Annotated in this window: 13 protein-coding genes; 4 read left to right on the top strand and 9 right to left on the bottom strand. The window is 69.3% G+C overall.

The annotated features are described in order from the left end of the window. The first annotated feature begins 22 nt into the window (after window positions 1–22). On the top strand, window positions 23–1,183 hold the full coding sequence (locus VK923_20390; GenBank protein HSJ47037.1) for an acetoin utilization protein AcuC: 1,161 nt from the start codon (window positions 23–25) through the stop codon (window positions 1,181–1,183). Window positions 1,184–1,323: 140 nt separating this feature from the next. Next, window positions 1,324–2,103 (top strand): phosphatase, encoded by a 780-nt coding sequence (locus VK923_20385; protein HSJ47036.1) that lies wholly within the window; start codon window positions 1,324–1,326, stop codon window positions 2,101–2,103. A gap of 45 nt (window positions 2,104–2,148) precedes the next feature. On the opposite strand, the gene VK923_20380 is transcribed toward VK923_20385, so the two are convergent. The 4 genes from VK923_20380 to VK923_20365 form a co-directional block, all read right to left on the bottom strand. Further along, the gene (locus tag VK923_20380; protein HSJ47035.1) at window positions 2,149–2,841 is read right to left on the bottom strand and encodes an anti-sigma factor; all 693 of its coding nucleotides are present in this window, start codon (window positions 2,839–2,841) and stop codon (window positions 2,149–2,151) included. 58 nt (window positions 2,842–2,899) lie between these two features. Then, window positions 2,900–3,493 carry a sigma-70 family RNA polymerase sigma factor gene (locus tag VK923_20375; GenBank protein ID HSJ47034.1) on the bottom strand — a complete coding sequence of 198 codons (594 nt, stop codon included), beginning with the start codon at window positions 3,491–3,493 and terminating at the stop codon, window positions 2,900–2,902. 13 nt (window positions 3,494–3,506) lie between these two features. Beyond that, window positions 3,507–4,211 (bottom strand): sortase, encoded by a 705-nt coding sequence (locus tag VK923_20370; GenBank protein HSJ47033.1) that lies wholly within the window; start codon window positions 4,209–4,211, stop codon window positions 3,507–3,509. Window positions 4,212–4,344: 133 nt separating this feature from the next. Continuing rightward, on the bottom strand, window positions 4,345–5,055 hold the full coding sequence (locus VK923_20365; protein HSJ47032.1) for a DUF4397 domain-containing protein: 711 nt from the start codon (window positions 5,053–5,055) through the stop codon (window positions 4,345–4,347). Between the two features lie 1,809 nt (window positions 5,056–6,864). On the opposite strand from VK923_20365, the gene VK923_20360 reads away from it, so the two are divergent. Further along, window positions 6,865–7,899: an NAD-dependent epimerase/dehydratase family protein gene (locus VK923_20360; GenBank protein ID HSJ47031.1), complete on the top strand. Its 1,035-nt coding sequence runs from the start codon at window positions 6,865–6,867 to the stop codon at window positions 7,897–7,899. Window positions 7,900–7,978: 79 nt separating this feature from the next. Further along, entirely contained in the window at window positions 7,979–9,001 is a 1,023-nt protein-coding gene (locus VK923_20355; GenBank protein ID HSJ47030.1) for a lysophospholipid acyltransferase family protein, read from the top strand. Between the two features lie 42 nt (window positions 9,002–9,043). Here VK923_20355 and VK923_20350 read toward each other — a convergent pair whose 3' ends face one another. The 5 genes from VK923_20350 to VK923_20330 form a co-directional block, all read right to left on the bottom strand. Next, entirely contained in the window at window positions 9,044–9,940 is an 897-nt protein-coding gene (locus VK923_20350) for a cytochrome c oxidase assembly protein (GenBank protein HSJ47029.1), read from the bottom strand. After that, entirely contained in the window at window positions 9,937–10,323 is a 387-nt protein-coding gene (locus VK923_20345) for a hypothetical protein (GenBank protein ID HSJ47028.1), read from the bottom strand. Before VK923_20345 ends, VK923_20350 begins: the two co-directional genes overlap by 4 nt. Next, window positions 10,323–10,934, bottom strand: coding sequence for a cytochrome c oxidase subunit 3 (locus VK923_20340; protein HSJ47027.1), 612 nt, complete (start codon window positions 10,932–10,934; stop codon window positions 10,323–10,325). The genes VK923_20345 and VK923_20340 overlap by 1 nt, the downstream gene beginning before the upstream one ends. 84 nt (window positions 10,935–11,018) lie before the next feature. Beyond that, window positions 11,019–12,950: a cbb3-type cytochrome c oxidase subunit I gene (locus VK923_20335; protein HSJ47026.1), complete on the bottom strand. Its 1,932-nt coding sequence runs from the start codon at window positions 12,948–12,950 to the stop codon at window positions 11,019–11,021. A 2-nt stretch (window positions 12,951–12,952) separates the two neighbouring features. Then, a partial coding sequence (locus tag VK923_20330) for a c-type cytochrome (protein HSJ47025.1) occupies window positions 12,953–13,392 on the bottom strand: 440 nt, incomplete at its 5' end.

Here is a 13,392-nt window from a genome sequence, read left to right as displayed (position 1 = left end):
GCTCGGACCGCGAGGAGGGTCGATGACGACCGCGCTGATCTGGGGCGACGACGACCTGAGGTACGACTTCGGCCCGGACCACCCGCTCAAGCCGATCCGGGTCGTGCTGACGGTCGGGCTGATCCGCGCATGCGGCCTGGTCGACGTCGACGGGGTCGACGTCCTCCCGCGGGCGCCGTTCACCACCGACGACGTGCTGCGCATGCACACGGCGCCGTACGTCGAGGCCGTGATGGCGGCATCGCTCGACCCCCACGGAGGAGCGGGCTTCGAGTTCGGCCTCGGCTGGGGTGACAACCCGACGTTCACCGGCATGCACGAGGCGTCACTCGAGGTCTGCGGCGCGTCGGTGGCTGCGGCGTCGGCGGTGTGGAGCGGGGACGTGTCGCACGCGTTCAACCCCTCCGGTGGCCTGCACCACGCGATGCCGGGCCGCGCGTCGGGCTTCTGCATCTACGACGACCCGGTCGCGGCCATCAACTGGCTGCTCGACAACGGCGCTCGCCGGATCGCCTACGTCGACGTGGACACCCACCACGGTGACGGCGTGCAGACCTTCTACTACGACGACCCCAGGGTGCTGACGATCAGCCTGCACGAGTCCGGCCGCTACCTGTTCCCGGGAACCGGGTTCACCGACGAGATCGGCGAGGGCGACGCACGGGGCACGTCGCTCAACGTGCCGCTCGAGCCCGGCACCAACGGGGAGGTGTGGCTGTCGGCGTTCGACGCCGTCGTCCCGCCGGCGATGGACGCGTTCGACCCGGACGTGCTGGTCACCCAGCTCGGGTGCGACACCCACGCCACGGACCCCCTGGCCCACCTCGGCCTCATCACCGACGACTACATGGACATCGCAACGCGCCTGCACAGCCTGGCCCACCGGCTCGCGGACGGCCGGTGGGTCGCGGTCGGCGGCGGCGGCTACCAGCTCGCGACCGTCGTGCCGCGGGCGTGGACGATCTACTTCGCGGAGCTGACCGGAGGAGAGCTGCCGTACGAGGTGCCGTGGAGCTGGCTGCACGAGGCCGAGAACGCGACCGGCGTCCGGCCGCCGGAGACCTTCCATGACCGGCCAGTGCACATGCGGGCAGAGCGGGTCGACTCGGTGCGCATCGCAGCGAAGCAGGCGGTCGAGCAGCTCAAACGCAACGCCTTCGACCTCCTCGGCCGCCACACCTGACGGCCTGCGCGTGCTGTCGCTCGGCACCAGGGCGACAGCAGCGGGCGTGCTCGCACGGCAGTCTGGCAGCGCGGACCCCGCAGCGGCCGCGGCCGGGGGGGCGCGTCGACCTGACGACACGACAAGGTGTGATGGACCGCATGACGACCGAGCTCGCGACCGGCTTGGCCACCCACCTGGTGCGCACCCGCCTGGCAGGTTCGGTGGGGACCAGCCCCCGCAGCACCGTCAACAACTGCTACAGGATGATCCGCGGTCACGACGACTACACATTCGGGTTGGACGACTGGCGCGACATCACCGTCGCCGACGCGGTCGCCGCGGTGCGGGAGGTCTGCGGCGGCGATCCGCTGGGCGCTGAGGATCCCGACGGCGACGGCTGGATCGACCCCGACGCCGCCCTGGCCGGAATCGCGCAGCACCGCCGGCGTCTGCGGGACGCGGCGGCGTCGGGGGGCGTGCGGGTGCTGTTCGCCACAGGGCATCCCACGGGCCTGCTGGGCCACTACCAGGCGCTGGCGCGCAGCCTGCAGGAGTCGGGCAGCCTCCTGTTGGCACCGCTCGACGACGAGTGGCTCGACTGGGACCGCAGTGGGCGTCGGCTGGGCATCCGCTACATCGAAGGCGTCGCGTGCGTCCACGACGGCGGGTCCCTGCGTCACAGCCACCGTCCGGTGTTCATGGAGGCGATGCTGAGCAGCCTCGACGTCGGCCTGGTCGACCTGGTCGTCGGTGATCACGGCATGGCCGGCGCCGCCATCGCCGCTGGGCTGCCGACCCTGTCGATCGCCGACGTCAACGACCCGGCACTGCCGCTCGCGCAGGTCCGTGGGCGCACCGACGCGGTCCTGCCGATCGACGACAACCTGGCCCCGTCAGTCTTTGTGCCCGTCACTGCGGCGATGCTGGACTGGCGGTAGACCGAGGCCGCCACTCGCACCTGCTCCGCCGCGCGTGCGTGATCGTCAGGTCGTGGGCTGGAGGGGTCCGCGCAGCACGCTGTCGGTCGAGTGGGTCGGATCGCCGTCCGACGGCTCCCGCGAGATGTCGACGACCGAGTACTGATCGGTGTCGACCGCGGCCGGGATCTCGTGGCGTCCCGTTCCGGTCACCGGTCCCAGCGAGACCAGGCCCGACCCGTCGGGCGTCAGCAGCCACAGCTCGTAGTAGCCGTCGATGTCGGGGAGCACGGGCGTGTCGACGGCCAGCTCCCGCTGCTCGCCGTCCGCGGTCAGCACGGCGGTCGCCGCCTGAACGTCTGCGAGTGGCTCCAGCGTCGCCTCGGCCACGACCGCGCCGTCGTCGCCGGGGAACGACAGGAGGACCGCTGCGGCCAGCACGACCACACCGATGAGCGCCGCGGCCGCCGCCCATGGCTGCTGCCAGGCCGGTCGCGGCGGCTCGACCTGGTCGACCGGCTCGACCGGCAGGTCGCCGGCCTCCGTCAGCTCGTGGACGACGCGGTCCCAGATCGCCTCCGGGGGGGCGGGCGGTGTCTCGTCGGGCCTGGCCTGCCGCGCGCGGGACGACACATCGCGCAGCACGGCGAGCTCGCGGGCGCACCGTGCGCAGTCGTCCAGGTGCGCGCGCTCCTCGACGTCTCCCGCGTCGGGATCCATCGCCATGGCGGCGAGCTCGTCGGGGTGGAGATGGTTCATCCTCAGGTGTTCGGACCGGCGGTCGCTGTGGACGCATTGAAGTCTTGGTGCGCGCGCATCAGGTGGCCTCCACCGTTGGAGCGTCGAGGAAGCGACGCAACCGTTGCAGCCCGCGCCGGGCGTGGCTCTTGACCGTGCCCAGCGGCACGCCCAGCTTGTCGGCGATCTGCTGGTGCGTCAGGTCATCGTAGAAAGCGAGCTCGAGCACCTGCTGCTGCTCAGGCCGCAACCAGCTGAGCGCCTCGGCGACCAGCAGGCGGTCTGCGGTCCTGCCGGCTTCGTCGACCACCCGGCTGCGGTCCTCGAGCATGACCCGCCGCTCCCGCTCGAGCAGGCGCAGCCGGTCGATCGCCTTGTGCCTGGCGATGCCGAGCAGCCACGACAGCAGGCTCGCCCGTTCCGGGTCGTATCGGTGACGCTGGCACCAGGCCGTGACGAAGACCTGCTGCACCACGTCCTCCGCGTTCTCGTTCGACGGCAGCAGTCGCCTGCCGTACGCGAGCACGGCGCCGCCGCAGAGGTCGAACGCGGCACGCAGGACCGCGGGGTCGTCGCTGCCGAAGCGCGACTCGACATCGGCCTCCAGCGGTGTCCGCGAGCGCAGCAGGCCGGACTCGTCGATCGAGGCCAGCCGGCGTACCCGTTCCCCCATGTCGCCGCCGACCTCAGCCGGTCGGCGTGGCGAGGACCACGAGGTTGTCGAGGTAGTGGCGGCTCGACGGATCGAAGGTACCGCCGCACGTGATCAATGCCAGCCTGGCCCTGCCGTCCCGGCGGAAGATGTCGCCGGTCGGCAGGTCCACCTTCGGGATCTGGCGGATCTCGTCGACCACGAAGGTGCGTGTGGTGCCGTCGCTCATGCCGACACCGACGGTATCGCCGGCCTCGACTGCGTCCAAGTCGTAGAACACGCCCCGTCCCTGGGTGCGGCTGTCGATGTGCGCGGTGAGCACGGCGGAGCCAGTCTCATCGCCGGGAGCTGGACCGTACTCGTACCAGCCGATCCGTGAGACGTCGACGGGGATCTCCATCGACCCGTCGGACTCGACGCCGACGGCGTCGACGGGGGCGTCGTCGATGCCGATCGCGTCGATGTCGAGGCTGGTCGGGGTGACCTGGTCGGTCACCACGTCCTCCAGACGGGCCGAGCGCGTGGTGATCTTCGGTGCGGCCTTCCGGCTGGGCTCCGCCGTAGGTGCCGGCTCCGTGCGCTCCGGCCGCGGGCTGGGCACCGCCGGGCTGGCGACCGGCGACGGCGTCGGAGCAACCTCCGCGGCGTCCGACGGCGGACCACCGCGCGCCCCGAGCAACGTGACGACAGCAGCGATCACCGCAGCGAGGATCGCCGCGGTGATCGCTCCTGCGAGCATGCGTTGGCTCAGTGCACCACCTCAGGTCGCGACGACGACCGTAGCCGCCGCGAGCGAGCGGAGTTGGGACCGGCCGTGACGCGCCCCTCCAACGCGTCCACGGCCCGATCCTGTGCGTGCGCGACCGCGACCCCTAGCGGCGGGAGAGCGCGGTGCGGTGGACACCCAGCCCGGCCCAGACCACGACGATCGCGGCGAGCCCGGCCAGCCACGGCAGCTGCGCGGCGCGCTGCTCCTCGGCCGCCTTCAGGCCGCCGGTGCCCGACTCGACACCGGACGGGGCTTCGTGCAGGCCGCTGATCGTCTGGATCAGCAGGTCGAGTGTGTCGTCCTCGGCGCTGCCGATGGCGTAGATGATGGTGTTGACGCCCTCGCCCAGGTCGACCTCGGCCGGTCCGATGACCGGGTCGGTCTCGCCGGCCAGCGTGACCGCGGCCTCGATCGTCCCGGCCGGCAGGTCGGCGACGCCCTCCTGGCCGTTCTCGACGCCGGTGAAGACGGCATCACCGTTGGCGAGGATGTCGACCGCCGGGGCCGCAGCCGTGTGGCGCACGGTGACGCGCGCCTCGCCGGCGTCGATCGTCGACGTGTCGTTGGTGAACACGCCCAGCGTTGGAGTGCCCTCGGCGTCGAGGTGAGCGACCAGCGAGACGTTGGCGCCGGCCTCCAGGTCGGGCGAGCCCGAGATCACAGGATCCTCGGTCTCGGGGTCCGCCCCCGCCGCAAAGATCTCGACGTCGTAGCTGCCCGCGGGCAGCTCGAGCGGGTCTGTCACGGTGCCGGACTCGAAGCCTTCGAGCGTCGGTTCACCATTGACCCAGACGTCGACCGTGACTCCCGGCACACCGAACACGCACTCCCCCCAGTGGTAACCTGGTGGGCAGAATCTTGCCCATCGGAAAGACGTCATGGAAAACAGCGGCAACAATCTACGATTTGGCATCTACACACGGCTCTCAGACAAGCGCGAACCGGATCAAACGTCTACGGATAGGCAAGCCAAGGCATGCCAGGACGGGTAGACAGTAAAGACAACTGGACTACTGTCGATACCTACACGGATGAGAATAGGTCCGGTTGGAAACGCGGGGTAAAGCGTCCACAGTTTGAAAGACTGCTACGGGACCTATCGTCGGGAATGATCAATGGGGTTATTGCATGGAAGCTGGACAGGCTGGGCCGTAACAGGACGGACCATGCCAGGCTAACCGATATACTGGAAACAACCGACAGTCAGCTAGTATTGGTTGCGGAGCCGATTGATATTACTACATCATGGGTGCCATTGTAAAGGAAGGAGTATGTACTAGCCACTGGTCAGCGCGCGGGATCGTCACCGCAAAGAGGGCAACTGCGGTGCTATCCTGTGGGCATGAGTGATGTAGCGGCTCCTCCGCAGCCCCGACGCGCACGGGCCGGAATAGGCGTTACGGCAACGTCGGCCGATCCATGCTCGATCTGCGGACAGCCAGCCGTCGCGCTGGACATGGAGGAGTACGGCTGGGCCGGGCGCTACCGCTGGCGTGCCTACTGCCCGGTGCATGAGCCTGAGGGCCTAGAGGGTGGACGGTGCGATGCCTGCGGGCGGTATGTGTTCGGAGGTCGCGCCCGACGCGGACACCTTGTGTGGAAGGCCCAGCGCAAGGCGCGCAACGCCGAGCTTTGGGTGGGCTCGTTGAACCTTGCGCATCTCCGTGGAGACCTTGAGCGCTCGCCGCTGTTCGCTGACTGGCCCGCATGGTGGGAACGACCGCCGTAGAACGGTGACGACCGTGTCGTTAAGGAGGAGATGGCCGACGCGCAGGCCCAGCACGCGGACCTGCTCGCGGAGGTTGAGCGTGTCCGACGCGGAAAGACTGGTGACCGCCCACGGTTGTGCTCCTCGCGGTGCCGCGATGCGTACCGAAAGGGGCGGCGATACGTCGAGCGCACCTGTTCGCAGTGCGGCGAGCCCATCCCTGGCACCGCGAGACGCGACGCGCGCTACTGCTCGACCCGTTGCCGGGTGGCTGCGCACCGCAGCCAGGTAACGGCTCCTCCGCAGTGCATCGGTCGCAGGCGCAGGAACAGCCGTTACAGTAGGAAAGCGCCCGAAAGAAAGAACTTGCATAAGAAAGCGACCTTGTGAACGGGCGGGATGGCTCACAAGGCCGTTTCTGTTAGCGGTAAAGCCTACTCGTAATGCTTAGGGTTGAGCGCCTGCGTCCGATTGCCCTACCGCGCGTGTCGTTGTGCCCTACGGAGGGTGATGGAGTGGACCGCTGGGGCGACTACTTGGCTGGCACACCGTGGATGACGGTGACGGTGCCCGAATCGGACTGGGCGGAGGCCGCGGGGGCAAGGATCAGCAGTAGGGCCACCGTGAGCAGTGCGGTCAACCGAATGCGCATCGAAGAGCTCCTCTCCTCAGAGAACGTCATGGAACGCGGTGCTGCCCATGTCTTCGTCGCTCGGGCACCCGCTGGATGCGACATTCAAGCACACGTCACGGAACGCGTCCGACACGAGGGGACGGCGACTCGTCCGGATGGGACCGCCGGTGTGAGGTGGCCGGTGCAGGGTGGTGGCATGGTTGGGTCCAGGCGTGGCGGGCACGCTGGCCGTACGGCGGCGTGTCTGGTGGTCATCGCCACTGCGCCGGCTGGGAGGTGCGGTGTCTGACGGCTGGCGGGTCCTGATCACCGGCATCGCCGGGGGCCTGGCCGCCGCGCTCGCCCGGCGGCTCTCAGCCCACGACGGGGTGGATCTCGTCGTCGGGGTCGACACCCGCCTGCCGGCCCACGATCTGCACACGACCCGGATCGTCCGTGCGGAGCCGTCGTCGCCGGTCGTCGCCAGGCTGCTCGAGCGGGAGCGCATCGACACGCTGGTGCACCTCGACATCAGCGCGACGCCGGGCGGCTCTGGCCGCGACCGCAAGGAGCACAACGTCATCGGCACGATGCAGCTGCTGGCCGCCGCACAACGAGCGTCGCGGCTGCGGACCTTCATCTGCAAGTCGACGACCGCGGTCTACGGCAGTGACGCGGCGAACCGGTCGATGTTCTCCGAGGACGCCACGACCCACGCGGACTCCGGTTACGCCAGGGACGTCATCGAGGTCGAGGGCTACGCGCGGGCGTTCGCCCGGCGCCGCGACGACGTCGTGCTCACGGTGCTGCGCTTCGCCAACATGCTGGGCGCTGGCATCGACACGCTGTTCAGCCGCTACCTGGCGATGCCGGTCATCCCGACGGTGCTCGGGTACGACCCGCGGCTGCAGCTGTGCCACACGGACGACGCGATCGAGGTGCTGTACCAGGCGTGCCTGGACACGCGGCCCGGCATCTTCAACGTCGCGGGACCCGGCGTGCTGTACCTGTCGCAGGCGGCGCGCATCGCCGGCCGGCCCACCATGCCCGTCCCGCTCCCGCTGGTCGAGCCTGTGGCGCGGGTGGTTCGCCGCACCCGCCTGCTCGACGTGCCGACCGACCAGCTGCGTTACCTGTCGTACGGGCGTGTCGCCGACATCACCCGTCTGCGGGAGCGCTTCGGCTACGAGCCCGCCCACGGCGCCCGTGCGACGCTCGAGTCGTTCCTGGACGAGCAGGGCATCGCGCCCCTCGTCGACCGCGAGCGCCTACGATCGTGGGAGCGTCGGACGGTCGGCATGGTGCGACGGATGACGTCCGATGGGGGCACCCCATGAGTGCGATGGACGACCGCCGACCGGGGCACGTCCTGAGTGGCTCGTGCAGCGGTGGGCACACATGCGGTGGGCACCCGTCATGAGCAGGCGCGATCCTGACCTCGCGAAGGTGATCGCCATCGACCGCTCCGTCGGCCAGCGCTGCGCGGAACCCCTGCCAACCGGTGGACGGTGCCGCAACTGGGCGGGTCCGTCGGGCCGCTGCCGGATCCACGACCCAGACCCTGCACCGCCGCCGCCGCACACCGCCGCGGCGGGCGACGACGACCTGGCGCGGTTCGTGGCGGGTGTCCTGTGCTTCCTGCGACGGCGCATCACCGGTGACTACGACATCGACGTGTTCGGGTTCGACCAGCAGCTCACGGAGCAGGTCATCCTGCCGCTCGCGCGGCCGCTGTACCGCTCGTACTTCCGGGTGCGCACGGCCGGGCTCGAGCACGTCCCCGACGTGGGCGGGGCGCTTCTCGTCGCCAACCACGCCGGAGCCCTGCCGTTCGACGCGATCATGACCAAGGTCGCGCTGCTCGACGAGCATCCCGCGCACCGCAACCTGCGCGAGCTGGCCGCCGACCTCGCGCTGCGCCTACCGGTGATCGGCGAGCTGGCGCGCAAGACCGGCAACACCCTCGCGCATGACGACGACGCCGTTCGCCTGCTGACCGGCGGCGAGCTCGTGGGCGTGTGGCCCGAGGGCTACAAGGGGATCGGCAAGCCGTTCCGCGACCGCTACAAGCTGGCCCGGTTCGGTCGTGGTGGGTACGTGCGGGTCGCGCTGCGCGCTGGGGTCCCGATCATCCCCGTCGCGATCATCGGGTCGGAGGAGACATACCCGATCGTCGGCAACCTCCGATGGCTCGCCCGGCTGCTCAACCTGCCGTACTTCCCGATCACGATGCAGTTCCCCCTGCTCGGCCCGCTGGGCCTGCTGCCGCTGCCGTCGCGGTGGCTGATCGAGTTCGGCACGCCGATCACGGTGACGGACTACCCGCCGGACGCCGCCGACGATCCGATGCTTGTGCTCGAGCTGTCCGACCGCGTCCGGGACACCGTCCAGCACATGCTGTACCGCAACCTGATGGGTCGGCGTTCGGTCTTCTTCTGATGTGAAACACCTAAGTCAGCATGAAACGGCCGCTCCATCTGACTAGGTGTGTCCGCCGGCCGGACGCCGGGCCCGGGCCGCAGCCGTGGCGCCGCGCTCGGCCCGACGTGCGGTCTCCTCGTCGAGGCGTAGCCAGCGCATCACCACGATCGCGCCGGACGTGACGTAGATGGTCCCGCCGAGGACCCACATGACCGCGCCGGCGGCCTGCTGGTCGGCGAGACGTGTCAGTCCCCACGCGGTCGTGCCGTGGTGTGCGTACCAGGGCGTCGGCGCGAACACGAGCAGTGCCGACAGGAGACCGCTGGCGATCATCGAGACGAACAGCAGCAGCACGCCGATGCCCGGATTGGTGCGCCGTGGGCGGACGACCGGCGCCCAGAAGGCGAGCGCTGACAACAGCATCGTCACGTGCTCGAGGGCGTGGACGCCGTCGTCGGCGATCGCGACGTCGTAGAGCACCGGGACGTGCCAGGCCGTGAACACCGCGGTGAACGCGGCCAGGCCGGCCGCAGGTAGCGCCGGGTGCGACAGCATCCGTCGCAGCCGTCCCTGCCAACGTCCGACGCGGCGGCGCAGCGGCGTCGGCAGTCCCCAGGCCATGACGTGCAGCGGTGATCCGAGCACGAACAGCGGTGCGGCGACCAGGGTGAGGAGCACGTGCTGGGTCATGTGGACGCTGAACAGAGCCTCGCCCGCGGGGTCCACGGGCGACACGAGCGCGACGGCGATCGCGGCGATCGCCAGGGCGAACGCGATGGCCTGCACCCTCGCCACACCACCGCCGGTGCCGGCCGAGCCCCAGAGCGCACGCACACCGGCCGCGTACGACCAGCAGGACACGGCGATCGCGGTGAGCACGACCGGATCCAGTGTCCACGTCACCCACAGGTCGTGGGGTCCGGTCAGCTCGCCACCGTGGGCCAGGATGACCGTCACGACAGCTGCACCGAGCTGCACACGTCGAGGAACAGGACCGGCGAGGTCTCGAGGAGGATGCCCGCGATCGCGAGGGCGTTGAACATCAGGCCGAGCAGCGCGAACCAGCGTGCGCCGCCCTCGTCGGGCCCACCCGCGAACCGGTGGTAGTGCCACGCGGCCAGCAACGAGAGCACCGCCACCGCCGTGGCGAGCAGCGTCGCCAGCCACAGCGGCCAGGTCGCGTCGATGAGGCACGAGTACTCGACGAGCGAGGCGTTGACGATGAGGCGCAACAGCCACGCTGCCGCGCCGCCGAAGACGGCGAACGTCAGCTCCAGGTAGTTGATGCTCGCGGGCGCAGCGGGACCGCGTCGGCGCAGGACGTCGCGCAGTGCACTCATCACTTCGCCAGCAGGTGGGGGACGAAGTACAGGGTCGGGAACACGAACACCCAGACGACATCGACGAAGTGCCAGTACATGCCGGTCACCTTCAGGCCCTCGTGGCTGTCAGCCCTGTAACGGCCGCGCCGCAGCGCCACGTATGCGAACGCGAGCATCAGCAGGCCGATCAGCACGTGGGCGCCGTGGAAGTTGACGATCACGTAGAACAGCGACCCGTACACGTTGGTCGCCCACGTGAACTCCTCAGGCAGCCGCAGCATCTCCTCGACGTGGCCGGCCAGGAACACCGCACCCAGCAGGAACGTCATGACCAGCGACACGCTCGTCATGCCGGCCCTGCCGCGGCGGATCGCACGGTCGGCGATGCTCATCGTCACGCTGCTCGCGAACAGCAGCCCCGTGCGCACCGAGACGACGAGCAGCTCCGGCGGCGCGATGCCACCCAGCGGCCACTCCGACGCCCGGCTGAACAGGTAGTAGTAGACGAAGATGAGCATCGCGAACAGCGTGCCCTCGGTCAGGATCGTCATGACCATGCCCCACCACGCGAGGCTGCGCCCCTGCGCGCTCGGGACGTCGAGCCGCCCCGCGACCGCGTCGACGCTCATGACGTGTGCCTACCGCTGTCGCTGCTTGAGGCACTCATGATGTGTGCCTACCGCTGTCGCTGCTTGAGGCACGTGTGGCGGACATCAGTGCTCATCCCCTCTGATGTGACCCGCGTGCCATCCGACCAGCGACACGATCACGGCAACGACGCCGATCCCGAGCGTGATCGCGTTGTGGATCAGGAAGCCGAAGAACACCACGAAGGTGCTCACCGCGGTCCACAGCGGCCAGTAGGAGGGGCCCGGCATCCCGAGCACGCCGCCGTAGCGGGCGTCGAGCCCGACGGTCTCGAGCGTCTCGTGGTGCTCCTCCTCGGGGGCCAGCACGATCCCGCCCGGCCGCGGCTCGATGCCGACGGATTCGGCGATCGCTCCGCCGTCGGCGCTCCACAGCGGGTACCTGTCACGCACGACCGGGATCTGCGCGAAGTTGTACGGCGCCACCGGTGACGTGGTCGCCCACTCGAGGGTCCCGGCGCCCCACGGGTTTGGTCCGGCGGCCACATGGCGGTGCCGCGACCAGAAGAAGTTGACGATCGAGATCAGCACGCCGAGCGCGAACAGATAGGCGCCGACGGTCGAGACGAGGTTCGCCGTGGTCCAGCCCAGGCCGTCGGGGTAGGTGTAGACGCGCCGTGGCATGCCGGCCAGGCCCAGCCAGTGCTGGGGGAAGAACAACAGGTGCAGGCCGACGACGGTCACCCAGAAGCTGTGCTTGCCGAGGCGCTCGTCGAGCATCCAGCCGGTCACCTTCGGCAGCCAGTAGTAGAAGGCGGCGAACATCGGCAGCACGTTGCCCGCAACCAGCACGTAATGCAGGTGGGCGACCACGAAGTAGGTGTCGTGCGCCTGCCAGTCGAACGGCATGATCGCGACCATCACGCCGCTGACGCCGCCGATGACGAAGCTGATCAGCGCACCGACCGCCCACAGCATCGAAGCGGTCCATTCGATGGTTCGTGCCGTCCAGAGCGTCGCGGTGAAGACGAAGAACGCCACCGCGGTCGGGAACGACACGCCCAGCGACGCCACGGAGAAGAAGCTCGCGGTCACGTCCGGAAGTCCGGTGGCGAACATGTGGTGGACCCACACGCCGAAGCTGATGAACCCCGTCGCGACGGTCGCCGCGACCGCCCACGTGTAGCCGGCGATCGGCCGGCGCGTGAACGTCGGGATGATCATGTACAGCCAGCCGATCGGCGGCAGGAAGACGACGTAGACGATCGGGTGGCCCCAGAACCAGAACAGGTGCTGCCACAGCAGTGGATCGCCGCCGAGCGCCGCGTCGAAGAAGTGGGTCTCCACGATGCGGTCGAAGGCCATCAGCAGCGGCGCCAGCGTGATCGCCGGGAACGACAGCAGGATCATGAACGACGTGGTCAACGTCGACCACACGACCAGGGGCAGCCGGCTCATCGTCATCCCGGGCGCGCGCATCTTGAAGACGGTGACGATGAAGTTGATGGCGCCGACCGTGCTCGAGATGCCGACGAACACGACACCGAGCGCCCAGAAGTCCATCGCCGGGCCTTCGGAGTAGTCGGTCGTCAACGGCACGTACGCGAACCAGCCGCCGTCGGGAATCGCTCCGACGAAGAAGCTGGCGTACAGGAAGATGCCGGCGAGCAGGAACACCCAGTAGCTCAGCGCGTTCATCCGCGGGTACGCCATGTCGCGCGCCCCGATGGCCAGCGGGATGATGTAGTTGCCCCAGGCGGCGATGATCGTGCCCAGGAACAGGAAGAACATCGTCGTGCCGTGCATGGTGAGCATGCGGTTGTAGACCTCTGGCGAGACGACGTTGGCCTCGGGGCCCACCAGCTGCGTCCGCATGATCAAGGCTTCGATGCCGCCGATCAGGAAGAACACGAACGAGGTCACGAGGTAGCGGTGGCCGACGCGCTTGTGGTCGACGGTCGAGAAGAACCCTGGCGTCCCGTCGGGATCCGACCACGTCGCGTGCAGGCGCCGCTTGACCTGTTCCGCGGAGTCGGTTGCCGGATCCAGGATCGACATGCTTACTCCAGGCTCTCCAGGTAGTCGAGCAGGGCGGGCAGGTCCTCGGCGTCGATCTCGACCGGCGGCATGGTGCTGCCCGGCTTGATGGACTGGGGGTTGACGACCCAGCCGCCGAGGTGCCCGCGGTCGTTGGGCGCCGCGCCGGAACCCAGCCAGCGGCGCGCGGCGAAGTGGGTGAGCGGCGGACCGATCTGCCCGTCCGCCGGGGTGCCGCGGATTGCGTGGCAGGCCGCGCAGCTCGAGGACATGAACGTGTCGTAGCCACGCTGCTGGGCCTCGGTTCGTGGCTCCGCTGCGGGCTCGAGCATGTCGCGGAGCCATTGCCGATACTCGGCCGGCGACACCGCGATAACCTCGAACCGCATGTTGGCGTGCTGGACGCCGCAGAACTCGGCGCACTCGCCCAGATACCGCCCTGGCTCGGTGGCATGCAGGGTCA

This window comes from Euzebyales bacterium, assembly GCA_035461305.1.
Classification (GTDB): Bacteria; Actinomycetota; Nitriliruptoria; order Euzebyales; family JAHELV01; genus JAHELV01.
Note: the sequence above shows the minus strand (reverse complement) of the source record. Positions and strands in the feature narration are given on the sequence as shown.

What these genes read in the sequence shown, in the direction of transcription:
- VK923_20375 (HSJ47034.1), bottom strand. Translation starts at nt 3,493, where the DNA reads ATGGGGGAACGGGTACGCCGGCTGGCCTCGATCGACGAGTCCGGCCTG.
- VK923_20355 (HSJ47030.1), top strand. Translation starts at nt 7,979, where the DNA reads ATGAGCAGGCGCGATCCTGACCTCGCGAAGGTGATCGCCATCGACCGC.
- VK923_20390 (HSJ47037.1), top strand. Translation starts at nt 23, where the DNA reads ATGACGACCGCGCTGATCTGGGGCGACGACGACCTGAGGTACGACTTC.
- VK923_20380 (HSJ47035.1), bottom strand. Translation starts at nt 2,841, where the DNA reads ATGAACCATCTCCACCCCGACGAGCTCGCCGCCATGGCGATGGATCCC.
- VK923_20385 (HSJ47036.1), top strand. Translation starts at nt 1,324, where the DNA reads ATGACGACCGAGCTCGCGACCGGCTTGGCCACCCACCTGGTGCGCACC.
- VK923_20335 (HSJ47026.1), bottom strand. Translation starts at nt 12,950, where the DNA reads ATGTCGATCCTGGATCCGGCAACCGACTCCGCGGAACAGGTCAAGCGG.
- VK923_20370 (HSJ47033.1), bottom strand. Translation starts at nt 4,211, where the DNA reads ATGCTCGCAGGAGCGATCACCGCGGCGATCCTCGCTGCGGTGATCGCT.
- VK923_20340 (HSJ47027.1), bottom strand. Translation starts at nt 10,934, where the DNA reads ATGAGCGTCGACGCGGTCGCGGGGCGGCTCGACGTCCCGAGCGCGCAG.
- VK923_20345 (HSJ47028.1), bottom strand. Translation starts at nt 10,323, where the DNA reads ATGAGTGCACTGCGCGACGTCCTGCGCCGACGCGGTCCCGCTGCGCCC.